Genomic DNA, 20,177 nt, shown 5'->3' on the forward strand with positions numbered 1-20,177 from the left:
CTGCATGAGGAAAGTTAAAATTAAGGAGGATTATAAGTATGCAAGTGAATACTGTTAAACGTGAGTCTTGGCTAAAGAAAATGTTAATCGCTGGTGTGACCATAAGTGTCGTCACGACAGCCCCTGTTCAGGCTGAGGAGGATCCCGTAACACCTGCCATTGCAGGCGTAGTGGCTGGTGGCGTTAAGATCCGCTTGATTAAGGACGGGTTTACTGGCACGGAAGGCCCCTTAGGTTTGCCCGATGGCAGCTTAATTTTTACAGAAACCCAGGCCAACCGAATTACGAGAATTGATGAAAATGACAATATCACTACCTACATTGCAGATAGCAATGGCGCTAATGGATTGGCATTAAGTGCAAATGGTGAGCTATACGCTGCACAGACGCTTAAACCTCGTGTCGGTATTATTCACCCTGCGAATAAAGCCAAGGTATTAGCGGAGCAATATGCAGGTAAGCCATTAAATCGACCCAATGATCTGGTGCTGGATAAAAAGGGTGGTGTGTATTTTACAGATCCAGGAGCCAATGGGCCGGTGAAGCCTGATCAGGTACCTACCAAGCCAGCGGTTTACTACACCAAGCCTAATGGTGAGCTAGTGTTGATCACCAATGAGATTGAGCGTCCAAATGGTATTCAATTGAGCCCCGATGAAAAAGTCTTGTATGTGGCTAACACCGCAGGCGAGTACATCATTGCATACGACATTGCTGCGGATGGGTCTGTGAGTAACAAGCGTAATTTCGCCAAGCTTGAAGACGCCTTACAAAAAACTGAAACAGGGGGTGTTTCCAGCGGTGCCGATGGTTTAGCGGTAGATGCTGATGGCAGATTGTATGTTGCCGCGAATACCGGCATACAGATATTCAGTGCCAAAGGTGAGTTTCTTGGCAATATTGTGCTGCCAAAGAAAGCCCAGAATATTGCATTCGCTGGTAAAGACAAGCGTACGTTTTACATTGTAGGTCGTGGCGCTGCATACAAATTCCCGACTTTGGCACAAGGCTATACCGGTCGAGCAAAGTAGGCTTGTTGCTCTAAATATCTTGATTTATGGTCATGATGAGCGGTCATTTGTCATCAACCACCCTGCTGAAGCAGGGTAGTTACCTAATGGAAATATGAATGAAAATCTTTTCTAAATTGATATTGCTACCTTTATTACTCGCTTATCTTGCATTGTCACCACTTGCTGTGCTGGCAGCACCTGCAGCTAAGCCGGAAAAACTTATCCAGTGGCGTCAGTCTGCCTATCGTGTGGTGGAGTGGAATATCGCAAGGATTAAAGCCGTGCTTGAGGGGCAGTATGACAAAAGCGAAGTCACCATCGCTGCCAATACAATTGCGAGTGTTGCGAGCTCCGGCATTGATGACTTATTTGTTCCAGGAACAGAGCAGGGCAAAGGCTGGCACGAAACCAGTGTTAAACCTGAAGCTTTTAAAGATCGAAAACGGTTTACAGAGCTTTCACTCAGTTTTAGCAAAGAAGCTGCAGAGCTGGCAAAAATTGCACCTACAGCGGATGCTGCGGCTGTGAAGGCACAGTTTGGCAAGGTAACGCGAACTTGCAAGGCTTGCCACGACGATTTTAAGGGTAAGGAATAAGCTGGACGCATAGCCGCAGGTGAGCGGAAAGAAACAGTTTGTTGATGTAAATACAGCAGCGATGTTTTGTTTGGTTTCACCTGCAACAACGGATGGAGCAAAATTTTAGGCTTGCGAGATTTTTTACCCTTTTTTATTTTAATTTAATGATTATTTTTCATATAAAACAACATCTTGAATTTTTATGTGATTAATAATGTATTTATATCGGATATTGTTGGCACTGGCGCGTAATTTGCTGAGTACTCTGGGTTAATTGATTACACTTTTTAACCTACAAGGGAGCAAAATATGTCTGTAAGTAATTCCAGTTATTTCCATCTAGTTAACTGGCGTACACGCGTAGTGGCAGTGCCAACCATTCTTTTTTCTCTAGGCTTGATCCCCACTTATAGTATGGCAGCAGGCACTCTGCAAGACGCTACCGAGGCGCTTGGTGCAGCCAAATTACAATCCATTGCTTTTAGTGGTACAGGACGCTGGTACCAGTTTGGTCAGGCACCAAATCCAAAATCTCCGTGGCCGCCATTTGACGTTAGCAGTTATAGCGCCACTATCAATTACGACCATCCGGCTGCGCGCGTACAAATTACGCGTAAGCAAGTAGTGGAAGCGGGTCGCGATAGGCCTGCTCCTGTTGAGCAAAAGCCGGATCAATACGTCAGTGGTAACACGGCCTGGAATCTTGCTGCAGCTCCTGGCTCAGCTACTCCAACCGTACAGCCGCAACCGGCACAAGTGGAAGAGAGAGTCACTGAAATTTGGACAACGCCTCAAGGCTTTCTGAAGGCGGCTGCAGCTAACAATGCCACTTCGCAAGCCCATAATGGAGGCACCAAGCTGACATTTACAGCGGGTAAGAATCGCTATGTTGGTATTATCAATGCGAAGAATCAAGTTGAGCGTGTACAAACCTGGATTGATAATCCTGTATTGGGCGATACAGAAATTGATTATACCTATTCAGATTACAAAGATTTCAATGGCATTTCTTTCCCAGCCCAAATAGCGCGTAAACAGGGTGGTTATCCTGTGCTTGATCTCAAGATTTCATCGGTGACAGTAAACCCAGCTGTGCAAATTGAAGTGCCAGCAGACGCGGCCAATGTTCCTGCTATTACAGTGACCTCTGAAGAGCTGGCACCTGGTGTGTATTACCTCAAGGGGGGCACTCACCATAGTGTCCTGATTGACCAGAAAGATCATTTGGTGCTGGTTGAAGGGCCACTGAATGAAGCCCGCTCAGAGGCTGTCATTGCCAAGTCAAAAGAGCTGGTACCTAATAAACCGATTCGCTATTTGGTCAATACTCATCACCACTTTGATCATTCAGGTGGTGTGCGTACCTTTGTTGATGAGGGCGCAACCATCGTAACTCATCAAGACAACAAGCCATATTTTCAGAAGATCTGGTCGAATAAACATACGATCAATCCTGATCGTTTGGCGAACTCAAAGAAATCAGCTAAGTTCGCTGCATTCTCTGACAAGCATGTGCTAACAGATGGTCAACGTGTGATCGAGGTTCACTCAATCAAGCATAGTGGCCATAACGATGCTTTTGCATTGATCTACCTGCCAGCAGAGAAGATCCTGATTGAGGCTGATGCTTACACACCATTGGCTGCTGGGGTTCCAGCTCCTGCAAGTATCAATCCATACTCAGCAAATCTTTATGACAATATCAAACGTTTGAAACTGAATGTAGACAAGATTGCAGCTTTGCATGGCCCTCAAGTTGTTAAGCTAGCAGACTTGGAAGCCTTTATTGGAAAATAAGGTTGGGTATTTAGTAAAGTAGCCAATACTTAACCTCTAAAAATTAATGCCGCTCAGTATTTCATGAGCGGCATTTTCATTCTAAAAGATGCTTGTGAAGTCAGACGGGAGAAAGCAGCAATTGATAAATACGAATAATCACTCGCAGGTAGAAATTATTTACGATCAAGATTTTATTGTGGTTTATCAGGGCTTGGATCAAGAGGTATGTAACTCTATTGTCAGACTTTTTGATAGTGACTCAAGTAAGTGGAGAGGCAAGATAGACAGATCTGAAGGTGTGCTCTATGAAGGAAAAACCAAAAACTCTTGGGATCTGGAAATAGTAAATGAAGGTATCTGGCAGGATACTTTTCATAGAATCCATCCAAAAATACAGTCTTGCATTAATCACTATTTAGCTAGAAGTCCGATTCTCCAAGCATTTGATTTGATAGCAACAGGATATAAAATTCAAATGTATCCCAAGAATCAAGGTTATTTTCGTTGGCATGCTGATTCTGTTGGAGGGAATACGGGTGATCGCGTTGTTGCGATGGTGTTATATTTGAACGATGTAGAAACAGGAGGTGAAACAGAATTTTTCCATCAAGGTATAAAAATTGCACCCAAGATTGGCAATCTAGTGTTATTTCCATCCGGGTGGAATTATATGCATTGTGGACATATGCCTGTTTCGGACAATAAATATATTATTTCTATGTTTATAAAAGTAAAGCAATAAGCCATTTTTTAACCAAGATCAGTACTAAGTAGAATACCTTGGCAAGAGGTTTTCTCGCCAGGGTATCTTACTATTAAATTTGCTCGATAAGTTATCTATGGTCTCTGGAGTGATTAGAAACATTCCCCGCAGCGATATATATGCATTACATTTAATTAGCAATGCGGGGGTAATGTAATTGATATTATCTACATACCTGATAGTCACTTAAACTTTTCAGTAGCAATTTTCACGTCTTCAGAAATTTTGTTGTTTGCTTCTTGGATTGCTAGTTGCTCATTTTTTGCTTGGGTATTGATGGTTTGAATATCTGCATTGGCATCCGATACTACGCATTCTAAGTATGGTGCTACTTGTTGCCTATATGTGTTGATTGCATTAACGCTTTTATTGTAAGCATCCTCATTCTTTAAATCCAATGCAGGCGCCACTGGGCGAGAACCACATTTGGAAGAGGACCATTTTCCATCTGTTAACGTCCCAGCCTCCGCAACATGATGAAAGCTATAGATAGAAATGGCAGTAATGGCTATGACCTTGCACAAGTTATTGATCAGGGTATGCATGGGATGATTTGTTCTATTCATGATGGACTCCAATTTTAAATAAAAATAACCTTGGTGTAATACACCAAGGTTATCGAGTAGGAAAAATTACATTTTCCCGCTGAAGCTTATGCCAACCCAACGTGGATAAGGGTAAGGAGAATATTGTGTCCACCCTTCCTCGTGCGAACGGTTGTCAAATACATTTCTTGCAATCAGGCTTAAATCGAACGTTTTATTGATTTGTAAACCGATAGATAAATCAGTCCGACTGAAAGGGCTGATGTGTCCATAGCTAGAGAGATTGTCTGTGTTGTTGTATTTGCTGTTATAGCTAGTGTTAAAGCTGGTGTGGAACAGTTTATCTCCTAGTACTGGTCGACGATATTCTGCTCCTACATTGAATGTCCATTTGGAAACACCAGGTAAGGTCATCCCACTTTGATCAGTATAAGGAGCAGTTGCGGTAGATAAATAAGCTAACTCTTCTGGGAATGCTGCATTTTTGAAATCTACATATTTTGCATCGTTATAAGCTCCTGCAAAGCGAACAGTTGTATATGGAATTCCAGAATAGAATGCATCAATTTCTACGCCTTGGGATTTCGCTCGTTTTACATTCCCCTGAGCTGTAACATAGGCAATTGGATTGGGTTGTAGATTTGCGATATTGGTAGCTGTGGTAAATTCATCTACTACGCGGATTGCTGATTGATAATCACGAATGTCCATATAGAAAATATCAGCATTCAGTGTCAGGGTATTCTCCAGCCAGTTCGATTTAAATCCAATCTCGTAAGCATTGGTTTTTTCAGGTTTTACAGTAGATGACACAAAATTGATATTAAGGGCAGAGCCGGATTTTTCTCCATATTGCCATGAGGTGTAAGCTGTGAAGTTGTCATTAACTTTATAGCTGGGTGACACTACCGCAGTAAATAGTACATCGCGGTAACTACTTTTTACTCCATTGCTTAATGCTCCTATGGCATTAGCCCGTATTGCTTTTGCCGCTGCAATCATGTTTTTCTGCTCTACACTTAAGCCGTTGTATGCTTGGCCTGGCGTAGATGTGATAGTGGCGCCAAAGAACTTAGCAGCTACGCTATCTGCGAGCTGTAGTTGTGCGCTTGAGTTTTCACTCGTAGGTGCGTCACCGGCACCGGTACTGCCGAATGCTACCGAGTTAAATCCTCCAAGGGGTACTCCTCTAATAGATTCAGGATTTAGAGCAGCTCCAACGCCATTTGCAGACAGAATTTTAGTGTCTTCCGTGCTTCGGTCTTCACGCGTAATTCGGAGGCCAGTTAATAAATCTAGCTTTTCAGTTAAATGCCAATTGACTTGGCCATAAACAGCACCTTGAGTTGTATCAACCTTGGTATCTGCCACGGTATAAGCATCATCAAGAGAGTCTTTAAGCAAAGCTAAGCCAGATCCTCGATTAATCCCGGCATTTCTTTCTAATGCGTTATATTGTGCATTTGTACCCAGCCATGCTCCTGCATCTGAGCCCCAGCCAGTTTTTGATGAAATCGTATCCTCGGTTTTCATCAAGAATACGCCGCCACTGTAATCAATTTTTTCTCCAGGATCAGAGACAATGCGGAACTCCTGACTATATTGTCGGTAATCAACACCGCCTCCCCCATTTCGATTAATGTCAAATGGTGTTCCTTCATCATTATGAGCGTCAAAGCTGTAACTTCTCCATGCAGTAATGGAGGTTAGAGTATGGTTAGGAATCAGATAATTAACTTCGGCTGATGCCCCTTTGTTTGTGACTGATTGGCCTTGGTTTTCATTCTGAAGAAGCTTATTGTTAATATAATCATCATATGTATAGTTCGGATTCACCGTACCATTTGAGCTAAAACTACGATTTGCAAACCATGCTCGTCCAGAAGTAAATGTTCCTGCATTATTAAGAAAACCTACAAGTTTAGCTCTGGCAGTGATGCCACTCGCATCAGTTAATGATCCATTGACATAGCGAAGAGGCTGATCTTTACGGAAAGTCAGGCCATTCTCTACTTGAGCGGCTTTAGGTTCCAAATCGAAACTAAAGCGAGCCGAAAGATTTTCTGTTGGCGTAAGTAGAAACTGTATTCGGCCAGCTAAGCGATTACGATTGTAGAAGCTGTAGTTTGAGTCATACTCACTGTCATAAAATCCACGGCCTCGATCGGCAATGAAAGAGCCACGCCATGCCAAGACATCATCAACTACAGCGCCACCAAGGTTGGCTTTTGCAATTACTGCATCCCGCTGTCCATATACCAGTTGGTAATCAGCGCTTGGTGTGAAAGATGGGCGTTTGGTTTTAATATTTACTACGCCTGCACTAGAAGCCAAGCCACCTTGCGTGCCTGATGGGCCGCGTTGCACTTCTACATTATCAATATCAAAAAAGTCAAAATTGCCTAATTGTGTAAGCCCGTACGGGACACCATCAACGACTAACCCAACACTAGGGTCCTGAGTTTCAGTAAATGAACGTTTGCCAAGTCCTCGGATAGACAGAGAGGCACCGCGCGTGTTGTTTTGATTAAATTGGATCCCAGCAGTCCGTCTTGTAATTGCACCAAGATCTAAAGCCAATTCTCTGTCGAGCTCTGCACCTGAAATGACAGAAATAGATTTGGGTTCGTCATGTACAAGTTCTAGTTGGCTCTGTGCTTTAACCACAATTTTTCCAAGCTCTGAAGGTTCTTCTTGAGCCACCTGTTCGGGGGAGGAGATGGCAGGGTTGGTATTAATTTGCGTAGAGAGGGGTTCTCCTTTTTGAGCTGCAAGTTCTTGCCGGCTTTTCTCAAGCTCTTCTTTTAACTTGGCGTTCTCAGCTTGTATCCGTGCGTTTTCAGCTTGTAGTTGTGAGAGAGAGCTTTCATCAGCAGCAAAGGCACCTGAGCTAAGAAAAAAAATAGCACCGATTGCTGAAGCAAACTTACTCAATTTCAAATGCGATGGGAGGGGAGGGCGCGTGGGTATAACAGTAGAATACGAAACAGTTTCCTTATGATTCATTTGAATAAAGCCCCTGATTAATTTAATTGAAAAATTATAAAGAAAGCTTAGCAGGGATCATGCCAATAGTTTTTATGAGGGGTGAATTATTGAGTTTATTAAACAAATCATGGCGTTGTGTGGTATTTGCGAAGATGTATTGTGAGGGAATGAATATTCCCTTCTAGAAACTATGCTCAAGTGATTTTGTGAGAGCAGAGTAAGTGCACTCGTGTGTTAAGGAATAAGCACTAAGAGAGGCTTGTTAATCTATGGCGGTAAACATAAAAAAACGGACTCTTGAGAAGAGTCCGTTAAATATGGTGCAAAAAATGTGTGTTGTTATGAGGAGATGATAATAAGAAAGCTATGACTAGTAAATTTTACAAATCACTAGTAAACATAATGCCTATCCAGCGAGGAACTGCGGGTACATAACTGTTCCATGTGCGCACTACTGAAGTGTCATCATCAAACAGATTTTTTACAATAATACTTGCATCAAACTTACGATCTCGCCTGCCAAGACCAATAGAGAAGTCAACCCGAGTATTAGCATCAACCCAACCATAATCTGAGAGGTTTACTGCTGAATTGAATCTACTCCTGTAGGCGATATTCACGCTCGAGTGAAACTCTGCGTTTGAGAATACAGGGTAACGGAAGTCTCCTCCAATATTGAATGAGAATTTAGATGCACCGGGCAGATTTTCACCTGATACATCACGATATGGATCTGCATAAGTATTGGAATTTACCTCGGGAGGTAAAGGGCTATTTTTGAACTCTCTGTAATACGCATTGTTGTAAGCTCCAGCAAAGCGCAGCGTAGTATGCTTAATGCCTGTATATACACCATCAATTTCTAAGCCATAAGAGCGAACTTTTGCAGCATTCCCTGTAGCTTCAGTATATTGAATATCTCCATTAGGATCTCCTGCTGTTCCATAAGCATCAAAAATCAGTACCCTTTGTTGATAATCCTTGATATCTGTTAGGTACAGGTTTGTGTTGAGTGTTAGGGTATTATCAAGAAGAAGTGATTTAATGCCAGCCTCATAAGAAATTGTTTTTTCAGGTTTCACCTTGGCATCATACCCATTGACTACTTGGGCAAGACCTGCTTTTTCTCCATACTGTAAAGTTACATATCCAGTTAGATTGTCGTTAAATTTATAACTAGGACTTAATAATAGAGTTGGCTGTAGCTTTCTGAAGGTTTCGGCTTCTGTTTTGTTGTAAACAATACCAATGTTTTGTGCACGAATTGCTCTAGCTGCATTGATTTGAGCTATTTGTGCTGGTGACAAATCATTATAATCTTCACCAAAATATTTTTGTGCTACGCCATTTGCTAAGGCTAGCTGAGTGGGGTCAGCTAAATTTGTTGCATCGTATCCACCTAACAAAACTCCATTAACAGAGTAAGGGTTTAATTCCGCACCTGTGCCTTGTTGAACTATACTTTTTTCAGAAGAGTTTTTCCTATTTTCTAATGTTAATCTTAGACCAGTTGTAAATGTAAGTGGCTCATTTATATGCCAATTAGCCTGGCTGTATATAGCTGTACTGGTGCTATGAATGTCTTGAGGAGTATTATGTTCGAGCCCGCTCAAAGAATTTTGCATTAACAGGCTGCCCGCGCTAGCAGTTCCATCTAGGTTAATTGCTCGATTAAGTGTTGTATATTGATCTGCACTAGCAAACCATGCTCCAGCATCTGATCCAAACCCAGTTCTGGAACTATAGTTGTTACGTGAGCTTAGGAAATATAATCCAGCCTGATAATCAACTAAATCAGTGATGCTGGAACTTAGTCTGAACTCTTGGCTAAGTTGATCATGGCGAGTAACTAACCCACCACCATTTTTAGTGATATCAAAAGGAGTGCCTTCATCATTACGTGCCTGGAATGTAAAGTTTTTATAAGCTGTAATTGAACTTACAGTGAAATCGCCTACATTCCAGTTAAGTACAGCAGAACTTCCCCATGTTGAAGTGACTAATGGCCTTTGGTCATTCATATTGACATTCTCACCTAGGTAATTTCCAGTGTAAGAGTAATCGCTGCGCTGACGAAACCAACTTCTTGCCAAGCGTCTAGATGGGTCTGAGCCCATTCTTGTGGCTGTTCCATCGGTATAAGTGCTTGGGGTTGGTGTATAGAAGTTCCATCCGTTGTAATACTCCTCATGCTTAGGAGTAAGCTCTAGCTTGACTAGGGCATTAAAGTTTTCGGTAGGTGTGAGTAAAAACTGTACTCTGCCCGAAACGTTGTCTTTATTCATGAAGCGAAAGTCGCGGTTATATTCGTTGGGGTAATTACCCTCCCCTTTATCTACCATAAATGCTCCGCGCCAAGCGAGAACATTGTCAATAACAGTACCTCCAATTGCAGCACTGCCAATAACGCGATTATTCTCTCCCAGGGTCAATGCATAACTAGATTGAGATTCAAATGTAGGACGTTTGGTTGTAAGGGTAATAGCTCCCATGCTTGAATTCTTGCCCCTTAACGTGCCTTGGGGCCCGCGAGCCACTTCAACGGCCTCTATATCATAGAAGTCAAAGCTTGATAGGGGGTTATAGCCATAGGAAACATCGTCAACCGTTACGCCAACGCTAGGATCCATAGCGTCTGTTTGAGCTTGTTGGCCCAAACCTCGAATAGAAATACTACTGGTTCGCGCATTACCCTGATTCCATTGGATATTACCAACTCGTTGCGTAATAGAGCCAAGATCTCGCGCCTGAAAGCGTTCAAGCTCTTGTCCGCTAACCACGGATATGGAAATAGGCACATCTTGCAGTGCTTCAAGTTTGTTGCGACTGCGAACGACTACTCTGCCTAACTCTGCAGGTTCTTCTTCCTGAGCTACCTGTTGAGGTTGCGCTGCAGGTTGAGTAGCTTGACCCTCGGATGATGTTTGTGGTTGATCGCCTTTTTTTGCAGCCAGTTCTTGCTGGCTTTTCTCCAGCGCCTGTTTGAGTTTTGCGATTTCAGCCTGTAGTTCATTCACGATAGCGTCATCTGCTGCATAGATTGGATTGGCACTCAGAATGCTGATTGTTGCACCAACAGCAGTTGCGACTCTAGATAGTCTAAACGGCATCCTCCGTGGTCGGTGATGGCGAGATGAAAAGTTCATTGTTTTACCCACTCCCTAAACATACAAATAAAAAATTAGCGCATCAGCTAGCGCAAGGAGTGTGCCAATTTATAAGCAATCGGTCTTTGTATAGGTTTAAATATTACTTATTAACCTATGGAGGCCTTGTTATTATTGGCTCCATTCAAAGAATTGGCATGTAAAAAAACATTCACTTTTTGTATTGAAAGTAAAGGTATTGCTGTTGAATTCTGATCATTTGTTGTGGTGTTAATTGCTCTGTTGCTGATGTATTCCAAGCAGTTTAGGTTTTAAAAATTGACATGCCTTACGTTTTTTTTGAGAGTTTTCTTGTCTGGATTTTTCATGTTGATAATGAAAGAAAATTCTAATTGTTATCCAGGCAACAATGACTGTTTGTTTTGAAGCAGGGTTAGTGCTGATTCTTTTGTGAATTTAGAGTAAGTGTTTGATTTGTATTGATGGTATGGATATTGCATAAAAACCATAATGCAAAGGTTGATTTATCTGTTCGTACGTTTGAGTGATGAAGATCAAACGTAGCCACCGAATGAGTCGGCTCGGATTTGCCGACGTAGCAGTACAAAAAATCCAAACACCAAGCTCTCCAAATTAAACAGAGGAATCAACGTGAAAAAAGTATTTCAAAAACTTGTGCTTGTTATTGCCATGACTGGAAGTGTTCATGCTGCATATGCGGCAGATCCAAAACCGGAAGAGGAAATCCGTTATCGCCAGTCTGCATTTAATGTCATAGGCCGTAACTTTAATGCTCTGGCTGCGATTGCCAAAGGTGAGCGTCCCTATGATCAGGCGTTTGCAGTCAAGACTGCTACTTTGCTGGAATTGCTAGCACCATTGCCATTTGGCTCATTTGGTCCTGGCACTGATAAAGGGGCCTTAACTAAAGCCGACCCTAAAATTTGGACTGAACAGGCCAAATACAAGGAAGCTGCTGACAAGTTCCAGATTGAAATTGCAAAGCTATCTGCATCTGCTAAAGATTTGGAGTCACTTAAAGCACAGGTCGGTGCAATTGGTAAGACCTGCAAGGGTTGCCATGATGACTTCCGTTTGAAAGAAGCGCGCCAATAAAGCAATGATGCAAGTCAGAGGATGGCATGTGAAGTAAACAGCCAACTCAAAGTGTTGTGCGATCGTGGGTCGGTTCACTCAGCCGACCCTGTTTTTTTAATGAAGGCTTGATCTGCAAATTGATATGAAAGTAAGGCGCACACAGGAATGAGTCAGCTCACGGTCAATAATCTTGCTTGCGTACGCGGGGATAGGCTGTTGTTTAAAAATATGAGTTTTGCACTGAGTGCAGGCGAGTTGCTTTATGTGCGGGGTGAGAATGGTGCAGGGAAGAGCAGTCTGTTACGTATATTGAGTGGCATGCTGATCCCTGAGCAGGGATCAGTGCTGTGGGATGGGCGAGATGTGATCAACGGTAATGAGCAATATCGCCTGGACTCGCTTTTTATTAGCCATTTAAATGGATTGAAAGATGATTTGACTCTAGTTGAGAATTTACGCTTTAGTTCGTATTTAGCAACGCAAAGTAGCCAAGCATCCCAAATTAGTGATGCATTGGGAGCAGTTAAGCTTGAGGCTTATGCCCATGAGCGTGTTGGCAGTTTGTCTCAAGGGCAGCGTCGTCGTATCAGTCTGGCAAGGCTTTGGTTAAGTCGCGCACGGTTATGGTTGCTGGATGAGCCTTTTTCCGCCCTAGATGTAGCATCTGTTGATCTTCTGGCGAAACGCTTGCAACAACATTTACAGGATGGCGGTATGGCCATTCTGACAACCCATCAGCACGTGGATATCCAGGCTGCTGTGGTGCATGAACTCAAGATCGCTCGATGATTGCTTTTTTAATTGAAGTGGTACGCCGAGATTTATTACTGGCAGTGCGAAGGCCTGCAGATGCTGGCACAGTTCTCATTTTCTTTGTAGTGGTAGCAAGTTTATTTCCATTGGCAGGAAATCCTGACCCAGTAGTGCTGGGTAATATCGCACCAGGTGTGTTGTGGGTGTCGGCCTTGCTGGCTTGCCTCCTGTCACTACCCCGCATTTTTTCTGGGGATTATGCTGACGGCTCCCTTGAGCAAATGGTGATTGCACCGCAACCCTTGAGCGTGCTGGTACTTGGCAAGATCGTAGTGCATTGGTTGATATCGGCATTGCCTTTGGTGTTGTTGGCGCCAGTGCTAGGGTTGCAATATGGCCTTCAAGGCGAGCCCTTGTTTGTATTAGTGCTTAGCTTGTTGCTAGGTACCCCTACTTTAAGCTTGATAGGCGCCATTGGAGCTGCGTTAACGTTAGGTAGCCGTGGTGGTGGGGTGTTGGTTTCCGTACTGGTGCTACCGTTATATATCCCTGTTCTGATTTTTGGAGCCGGTGCTGTAGTCGCTAGCCAGGCAGGACTTGAGGTTCAAGCATATGTGATGTTGCTTGTTGCTTGTTTTTTACTATCGTTGGTTGTTGCCCCTTGGGCTACCAGTATTGCTTTACGAATTGCGTTGGAATAGTGAGTCACATGTCAGCGATTAACTGGTTCAAATATGCGGCACCACAGACGTTTTATCCTCTGGCGGGTCGATTGATTCCTTGGTTGTATGTTATTGCCACGCTATTGGCGTTAGCCGGAATTTATATCAGTTTTGTCATAGCCCCTACTGATTTCCAGCAGGGGGAAGCCTACCGTATCATTTTTGTTCATGTCCCCGCAGCGTGGATGTCCATGGTGATTTATTTAGCCATGGCTTTCTGGGCTGCTATTGGTTTGGTATTTAATACACGATTATCTTCCATGATGGCACAGGCACTTGCGCCCACAGGTGCCTTGTTTACTTTGCTGGCGCTCGTTACTGGCTCTCTTTGGGGGAGGCCAACCTGGGGCACTTGGTGGGTCTGGGATGCGCGCCTTACTTCTGAGCTGATTCTTTTATTTCTGTATATCGGATTTATCGCGCTTCGTGCTTCGATTGATAGCCCTCAACGTGCCGATCGGGCAACAGCGGTACTTGCGATTGTGGGTGCAGTGAATGTGCCTATCATTTATTTTTCCGTGCGTTGGTGGAATACCTTGCATCAGGGCGCTTCTATCAATATGTCATCCGCACCCAAAATGGCTGTGACCATGCTTACTGGTATGTTGATCATGGCGTTGGCGAGCTGGGTTTACAGCATAGCTGTCACTTTTGTGCGGGTACGATGCATTATTCTTGAGCGTGAGCGGCATGCTGGCTGGGTAAGGCAACTAGAAGAGGTAAAGTCGTAATGCAATGGAATTCATGGAGCGAATTTCTCGCGATGGGCGGTTACGCCGGATATGTTTGGGGCTCATTTGGTTTGACTCTATTGGTCATCATTTGTGAGGTGTTTGCTTTGCGCTTACGTCGACGCAAGGCGATTGCCCGCGTGAAGCAGCTGCAGTCATGGTCAGATCAAGGGTTGGAGTATCAAGAATGAAGTTGAGATATAAGCGCGCGTCCTTGATCGGTGCGGCTATTGTGGCAGTTGCCCTCGCAGTGACACTTATACTGAGTGCTTTTCGCAGCAATATAGTATTTTTTTATACACCGACCCAGGTGGCTAATGGTGAAGTACCTAAAGATGCTAGTTTCCGCATTGGGGGCATGGTGGTGGAACATAGTCTTGAGCGTCAGCCTGACGGCCTCACCGTTCATTTTGTGGTCACAGATACGGTCAAGCATATCCCCGTGAGTTACCAGGGAATACTCCCAGACTTGTTCAAAGAGGGTAAGGGCGTGGTTGCACAAGGGGTGCTGGATCTGGAAGGTCGTTTTATTGCCAGTAATGTACTGGCTAAACATGATGAAAATTATATGCCACCGGAAGCTGCCGAGGCGCTTAAGCGCGCCAAAGCGGCAGAGGCTACGCAGACTCCCGGCACAGCAGGGAGCAAGTCATGATTCCTGAGATTGGTCATTTTGCCTTGATTCTGGCTTTGCTGGTGGCGGTAGTACAGGGCGTTTTTCCGATTGCTGGGGCTGCTTTGAACAAGCCTGCCTGGATAGCGTTGGCAAAGCCCAGTGCCAGGCTGCAATTTTTGCTGGTCACGCTGGCAATGCTTTGTCTAGCTTATACATTTGCCATTAAAGATTACTCAGTACTCTATGTGGCTTCCAATTCCAACTCCAAATTGCCTCTGCACTATCGGGTAGCTGCACTTTGGGGAGGGCATGAGGGCTCACTACTGCTTTGGGTCTTCATTCTCAACCTGTGGACGCTAGCGGTCAGTTTTTTCTCAAAAGCACTACCTGAACTGACGCGCGCACGTATTCTGGGCGTAATGGGGCTGATCAGTATTGGATTTCTCCTGTTCATGCTCACTGTGTCCAATCCGTTCGAGCGTCTCATACCAGCGGCCATTGACGGACGCGATCTTAACCCCTTACTGCAAGATCCCGGGATGGTGTTTCATCCTCCTATGCTCTACATGGGGTATGTCGGTTTTTCAGTTGCTTTTGCTTTTGCTATTGCGGCATTGTTAGGTGGTGAGCTTGATGCAGCCTGGGCACGGTGGTCACGTCCATGGACAACCTTAGCGTGGTTGTTCCTCACGGTAGGCATCATGGCAGGGAGCAATTGGGCCTATTATGAATTGGGCTGGGGTGGCTGGTGGTTCTGGGATGCCGTGGAAAATGCCTCTTTCATGCCTTGGTTGGTGGGCACTGCACTGATCCATTCGCTTGCCGTGACGGAAAAGCGTGGAAGCTTCAAGGCGTGGACCGTGTTGCTTGCGATTACTGCGTTCTCATTGAGCTTGCTTGGGACATTTTTGGTGCGATCTGGTGTATTGACTTCTGTTCATGCCTTCGCCACCGATCCTGAGCGTGGCCTGTTCATTCTTGCGTTTCTTGTCATTGTGATAGGCGGGTCGCTCGGCCTGTTTGCATGGCGTGCTACTTCTATTGCAAAAGGAGGTAGTTTCAGTGCATTTTCCCGAGAAAGTCTGCTCCTTTCTAATAATGTGTTGTTAGTTGTCGCGGCTGCCTCAGTCATGCTGGGGACACTGTATCCCTTGTTCCTTGACACCCTGAATTTAGGCAAGATATCAGTCGGTCCTCCGTACTTTGACACCGTGTTTGCACCACTCATGGCGCCAGCCGTCTTTCTGATGGGTATTGGCCCGTTAGCACGCTGGAAGAAAGCTGAATTGCCCGAGCTGATTGTGCGTCTGCGCTGGGCTTTTTTGGTTAGCGTTGTAACGGCGATATTGCTGCCATTGATCTTAGGGCGATGGACACCGATGGTTGGGCTTGGCTTATTTTTGGCTTTCTGGGTATTTTTTTCTTCGTTGCAAACGCTATGGGGACGCCTGAGGCTAGCAGGCTTACCTATCAGTGAACGCCTGCGTAGCCTGACGCGCTCATGGTGGGGTATGTGGCTGGCTCATATAGGGATAGGGGTTTTCATTCTGGGTGTGACGATCGTCAAAGGGTTTGAAACCGAAACGGCGGTGCGTATGCATCCAGGCGATGTGGCTCACCTGTCAGGCTACGACTTTACGTTTGATGGAGTAGCTGAAGTTCAGGGCCCCAATTACATCGCGACTCAAGGCAATTTGCGCGTAAGTTGCAACCAGCGCGAAGTGGCTAGTCTGCATCCGCAAAAGCGGCTGTATACCGTACAGAATATGCCGATGACCGAGGCAGGCATTGCTGCCGGTCTATGGAGTGATCAGTATGCCTCGCTGGGCGAGTCGCTAGGGGATGGAAGCTGGAGTGTGAGGATTTACCACAAACCCATGGTGAACTGGATATGGGGAGGTTGCCTGTTGATGGCCGCTGGTGGCGTACTTGCTTTGAGCGATAAACGCTATCGCATTAGACACAAGCGGCCTGGTCAGCAAAAGGTGGCAACGGTATGAAACGTCTTTTTATTCTGATTCCTTTGGCTGCTTTTTTAATCTTGGTGGGATTTTTAGCTGCTGGACTGCGTCATGATCCCCATGAGGTTCCATCTCCATTGGTTGGCAAGCCAGCTCCCTTATTTAATTTACCTCGCTTAAATGATCCACAACTGACTTTATCCGCGGCAGAGATGCAAGGGCAGGTTTGGTTATTCAATGTCTGGGCATCATGGTGCGCGCCATGCCGTGAAGAGCATCCAGTATTGTTGAAGCTTGCTGCCAGCCAGATTGTGCCGATTATCGGCATGAACTACAAAGATGAGCGGGATAAAGCAATTGCTTGGTTAAGGCAGGGTGGGGGCGATCCTTATTTGACCTCTGTAATTGACCAAGAGGGCCGTACTGGTATCGATTACGGAGTTTACGGAGTGCCGGAAACTTATGTGATCGATAAGGCTGGAATCATCAGGTACAAACATATTGGTCAATTGACCGAACAGGTTGTTGCAGAGCGATTATTACCGCTCATTATGGAGTTAAATGCGGAATGAAATATTGCTTGATCATCATAGGCTTGTTTTTTTTCGGACAACTTTCGTTTGCCCAGGAGGCCGCTCCTATGGCCAATCATCCACAGATAGAAGCTCAGGTTTCTCGCCTGGCAGAGGAGCTGAGGTGCCTAGTATGCCAGAACCAGACTTTGGCAGATTCTACAGCGCCGCTGGCAGAAGATTTGCGGAATGAAATCCGTGCAATGGCAGCCAAGAACATGAGCGATCAGCAAATCGTTGATTACCTTGTGGCTCGCTATGGGGATTTTGTCCGCTACCGTCCTCCTTTCAAAGCCAGCACTGCGGTTTTGTGGGTTGGACCATTTGCCTTATTGCTTCTTGGAGTAATTTTTGTCTCAGTGTTTGTGCGAAGGCGTGAAAGTCATATGGCGCCTGTGTCATCGAACATTGAACAAGCGCGCAAGGTGGCTGAGTTGTTAAGGCAGGATCAATAATGCTGATATTTGGGGGAGTGGCCGCACTGTTGGTGTTGATAACACTAATTGTGCTTTTGCGGCCTTTGTTGAGTCGTCAGGCTGAGATTGCTGATAGCGGTAATCAGACAGTGACAATTTATCGTGAGCAGTTTGCCGAGCTTGAGCAAGACAGGGTTAGCGATGTACTCAATACAGCGCAATATCAGGAAGCAAAACACGAGCTTGAACAGCGGTTGTTGGATGAGGCTCAATTGATTGTGCCTATTGAGCACGAGGTAAAGCTTGCGAAGCCAGACCGGTTATTGGCGATTATTCTGTTGCTGATAGTGCCAGTGTCTAGCATTTTGATTTATCTTACCACTGGTAATCCACATGCAATTAGCGCATTGAAGGTAGCCCCTGTCAGTCAACAGTTCAATGGTCAAGATGTGCCAGCGAACATAGAGCAGATATTGCAATCACTCAGGCAGCAATTAAAGCAGGATCCGAGCGATGGTGCAGGTTGGGCATTGCTCGCGCGGGCTGATGCCAAACTTCAGCGCTATGATGAGGCTGTAGAAGCATTTGAGCATGCCATCCGCATTATTCCTGATGATCCACAACTACTGGTAGATTATGCGATTACTCTGGCATTTATCAATCAGCACAATATGACAGGTAAACCAGAGGCACTGGTGAATCGAGCATTGGAACTAGATCCTGAGCAGGTAAAAGCATTGATGCTCTCAGCATCTGCTGCATTTGAGCGTCAAGATTATCCTCGAGCCATCACTTTGTGGGAGCGCTTGTTACAAAAGTTACCTGCAGATTCTGAGGCTGCGGTGTCAGTCAGCACAGCGTTGGAAGAGGCACGTAGACTTGATAGTGGAGCACGGTAATATCACTGTTGTAGCCGCAACTGTGAGAGTGTGTTGATTGTTTACAGTCCAGCAGTGATGTATTGGTGTGAATAGAAATTTAATACAAAATCAATGGGTTGAATGAGGCATTAAGCTGGCACGGTAGCTGCTAAAAGTACGGGGTGATTAAACCCGGAATTTATCCATGCCAGAAAATACCCCTATCTTGTCTCGCTATCATCCAGAACTCAAGTTTTGTCTTAAGGTGGGTCTAATCAGCCTATTAACCTTGTGCCAGTTACCGCTCACATTGGCCAGCCCAAGTGTGTATCCCACAGGCACGACAATCTACGATCCGAGCCGGGCTTTTAACTCCTACGTGTTGTTCTCAAGCGGGGATAATGTTGCCAGGCTTATTGATCTGAATGGTAATGTTGTTAATACCTGGCCCGATGCTGGCGGGCATAGCACCCTGATTGATCCAGCGCTGAATGCGGGAAAATTGGGGCATGTGCTGGTGACTGTGTTGACAGTGGATGGCAAGGGCACAGGTCTGGTGCCAGGGCTTAATCGGACCAGGATATCCAAGACAGTGGCCGAGTTGGATTGGCAAGGCAAGCCGGTCTGGTCGTTTGGTGAAAAAGCTCCAGGTGGCCTTGCTCAACAGCATCACGATTGGACGAGGCTGGCTAATGGCAATACGCTGCTATTGGCTAATCTTGCCCATCAGGTACCTGGTTTCAAACAGCCGCAACTCCTAGATGACGTGATATATGAAGTTAATCCAGCGGGGGAAGTCGTGTGGAAATGGGTCGCTGCAGATCATTTGCATGAGTTTGGCTTCAGTGCGGATGAGTTGAAACTGGTGAAAAACTCAGAAAATGCAGACTATCTACATTTCAATAATTTAAAAGTACTGGGCCCCAATCGCTGGTACAAGTCAGGAGATCAACGATTTCATCCTGACAACTTGCTGGTGGATGCCCGTAATGCCAACTTTATTGCCATTATAGATCGCAAGAGTGGAAAGGTTGTGTGGCTGCTGGGGCCACATTATGTCTCTGTAGGCAGTGGGCCAAAGCCACGGAATGTCCCCAGGCCTGTAGATCAGATCAGTGGTCAACATGATGCACACTTGATTCCGGAAGGGTTGCCTGGTGCCGGTAATCTCTTGGTCTTCGATAACCAGGGCGAGGCAGGATATCCACCAGTGCCGCTATCGGTAACTGGTGGGTCGCGTGTGTTGGAAATTGACCCAATCAAAAAGGAAGTAGTTTGGCAATATACGGGAGAGGATTCTGGTGGCCCCGGATGGTCTTTTCGCAGTACGCACATCAGCAATGCTCGTCGGCTGCCTAACGGCAATACTTTCATCAATGAAGGACAAAAAGGTCGTTTGTTCCAGGTGACCTGGGATGGCGATATTGTCTGGGAATATGTGAATCCTTATCCTCGAATAGGGAAGGATGCCAGCACTGGCAAGCCAACCAGCAACAGCCAGCTTTATAGAGGCCAGCCCATCCCTTATTCCTGGGTGCCGACAAATACTTTACGCAGTGAAAAAGTGGTCAAGCCACCTTTGCCAGGCGATTTTCATATTCCTGCTCAACCTTAAATTGATTAAGTCGTCAGCCTGCCTGGCAGTCGTGACTTTCCAGGCAGGCAGTTAAGCTTA

At 45.2% G+C, this 20,177-nt stretch carries 18 protein-coding genes; 15 read left to right on the plus strand and 3 right to left on the minus strand.

What is annotated here, in order from left to right:
• The first annotated feature begins 38 nt into the window (after nt 1–38).
• From LG201_RS00115 to LG201_RS14385, 4 genes are all read left to right on the plus strand, one after another.
• Nucleotides 39–1,031, plus strand: coding sequence for an SMP-30/gluconolactonase/LRE family protein (locus LG201_RS00115; RefSeq protein WP_226770162.1), 993 nt, complete (start codon nt 39–41; stop codon nt 1,029–1,031).
• 98 nt (nt 1,032–1,129) lie between these two features.
• Nucleotides 1,130–1,609: a c-type cytochrome gene (locus LG201_RS00120; protein WP_226770163.1), complete on the plus strand. Its 480-nt coding sequence runs from the start codon at nt 1,130–1,132 to the stop codon at nt 1,607–1,609.
• Nucleotides 1,610–1,900: 291 nt separating this feature from the next.
• A complete protein-coding gene (locus tag LG201_RS00125; RefSeq protein ID WP_226770164.1) occupies nt 1,901–3,388 on the plus strand; it encodes an MBL fold metallo-hydrolase in 1,488 nt (495 codons plus the stop codon).
• Nucleotides 3,389–3,482: 94 nt separating this feature from the next.
• On the plus strand, nt 3,483–4,112 hold the full coding sequence (locus LG201_RS14385) for a 2OG-Fe(II) oxygenase family protein (RefSeq protein ID WP_226770165.1): 630 nt from the start codon (nt 3,483–3,485) through the stop codon (nt 4,110–4,112).
• Nucleotides 4,113–4,315: 203 nt separating this feature from the next.
• Here the strand turns inward: LG201_RS14385 and LG201_RS00135 are convergent, their stop codons facing one another.
• From LG201_RS00135 to LG201_RS00145, 3 genes are all read right to left on the minus strand, one after another.
• Complete coding sequence (locus LG201_RS00135) at nt 4,316–4,699, minus strand: hypothetical protein (protein WP_226770166.1); 384 nt, start codon at nt 4,697–4,699, stop codon at nt 4,316–4,318.
• Between the two features lie 66 nt (nt 4,700–4,765).
• Nucleotides 4,766–7,684: a TonB-dependent receptor domain-containing protein gene (locus LG201_RS00140; protein WP_226770167.1), complete on the minus strand. Its 2,919-nt coding sequence runs from the start codon at nt 7,682–7,684 to the stop codon at nt 4,766–4,768.
• A gap of 362 nt (nt 7,685–8,046) precedes the next feature.
• Complete coding sequence (locus tag LG201_RS00145) at nt 8,047–10,812, minus strand: TonB-dependent receptor (protein ID WP_226770168.1); 2,766 nt, start codon at nt 10,810–10,812, stop codon at nt 8,047–8,049.
• Between the two features lie 612 nt (nt 10,813–11,424).
• On the opposite strand from LG201_RS00145, the gene LG201_RS00150 reads away from it, so the two are divergent.
• The 11 genes from LG201_RS00150 (at nt 11,425) to LG201_RS00200 (ending at nt 20,117) form a co-directional block, all read left to right on the plus strand.
• A complete protein-coding gene (locus LG201_RS00150; RefSeq protein ID WP_226770169.1) occupies nt 11,425–11,889 on the plus strand; it encodes a c-type cytochrome in 465 nt (154 codons plus the stop codon).
• A 147-nt stretch (nt 11,890–12,036) separates the two neighbouring features.
• A complete protein-coding gene (gene ccmA, locus LG201_RS00155; RefSeq protein ID WP_226770170.1) occupies nt 12,037–12,660 on the plus strand; it encodes a cytochrome c biogenesis heme-transporting ATPase CcmA in 624 nt (207 codons plus the stop codon).
• Nucleotides 12,657–13,325 (plus strand): heme exporter protein CcmB, encoded by a 669-nt coding sequence (gene ccmB / locus LG201_RS00160; protein WP_226770171.1) that lies wholly within the window; start codon nt 12,657–12,659, stop codon nt 13,323–13,325. The genes ccmA and ccmB overlap by 4 nt, the downstream gene beginning before the upstream one ends.
• Nucleotides 13,326–13,333: 8 nt before the next feature.
• A complete protein-coding gene (gene ccmC, locus LG201_RS00165) occupies nt 13,334–14,077 on the plus strand; it encodes a heme ABC transporter permease CcmC (protein ID WP_226770172.1) in 744 nt (247 codons plus the stop codon).
• Nucleotides 14,077–14,268: a heme exporter protein CcmD gene (ccmD, locus tag LG201_RS00170; RefSeq protein WP_226770173.1), complete on the plus strand. Its 192-nt coding sequence runs from the start codon at nt 14,077–14,079 to the stop codon at nt 14,266–14,268. The genes ccmC and ccmD overlap by 1 nt, the downstream gene beginning before the upstream one ends.
• Nucleotides 14,265–14,732, plus strand: a complete 468-nt coding sequence (gene ccmE / locus LG201_RS00175) for a cytochrome c maturation protein CcmE (RefSeq protein ID WP_226770174.1) — start codon at nt 14,265–14,267, stop codon at nt 14,730–14,732. The genes ccmD and ccmE overlap by 4 nt, the downstream gene beginning before the upstream one ends.
• The gene (locus LG201_RS00180) at nt 14,729–16,693 is read left to right on the plus strand and encodes a heme lyase CcmF/NrfE family subunit (protein WP_226770175.1); all 1,965 of its coding nucleotides are present in this window, start codon (nt 14,729–14,731) and stop codon (nt 16,691–16,693) included. Before ccmE ends, LG201_RS00180 begins: the two co-directional genes overlap by 4 nt.
• The gene (locus tag LG201_RS00185; RefSeq protein ID WP_226770176.1) at nt 16,690–17,226 is read left to right on the plus strand and encodes a DsbE family thiol:disulfide interchange protein; all 537 of its coding nucleotides are present in this window, start codon (nt 16,690–16,692) and stop codon (nt 17,224–17,226) included. The genes LG201_RS00180 and LG201_RS00185 overlap by 4 nt, the downstream gene beginning before the upstream one ends.
• Entirely contained in the window at nt 17,223–17,681 is a 459-nt protein-coding gene (locus LG201_RS00190) for a cytochrome c-type biogenesis protein (protein ID WP_226770177.1), read from the plus strand. Before LG201_RS00185 ends, LG201_RS00190 begins: the two co-directional genes overlap by 4 nt.
• Nucleotides 17,681–18,541: a c-type cytochrome biogenesis protein CcmI gene (ccmI, locus tag LG201_RS00195; RefSeq protein WP_226770178.1), complete on the plus strand. Its 861-nt coding sequence runs from the start codon at nt 17,681–17,683 to the stop codon at nt 18,539–18,541. Before LG201_RS00190 ends, ccmI begins: the two co-directional genes overlap by 1 nt.
• Nucleotides 18,542–18,707: 166 nt before the next feature.
• Nucleotides 18,708–20,117, plus strand: a complete 1,410-nt coding sequence (locus LG201_RS00200) for an aryl-sulfate sulfotransferase (RefSeq protein WP_226770179.1) — start codon at nt 18,708–18,710, stop codon at nt 20,115–20,117.
• The last annotated feature ends 60 nt before the right edge of the window (nt 20,118–20,177 follow it).

The organism is Methylobacillus gramineus (assembly GCF_020532675.1).
GTDB classification, from domain to species: Bacteria; Pseudomonadota; Gammaproteobacteria; order Burkholderiales; family Methylophilaceae; genus Methylobacillus; species Methylobacillus gramineus.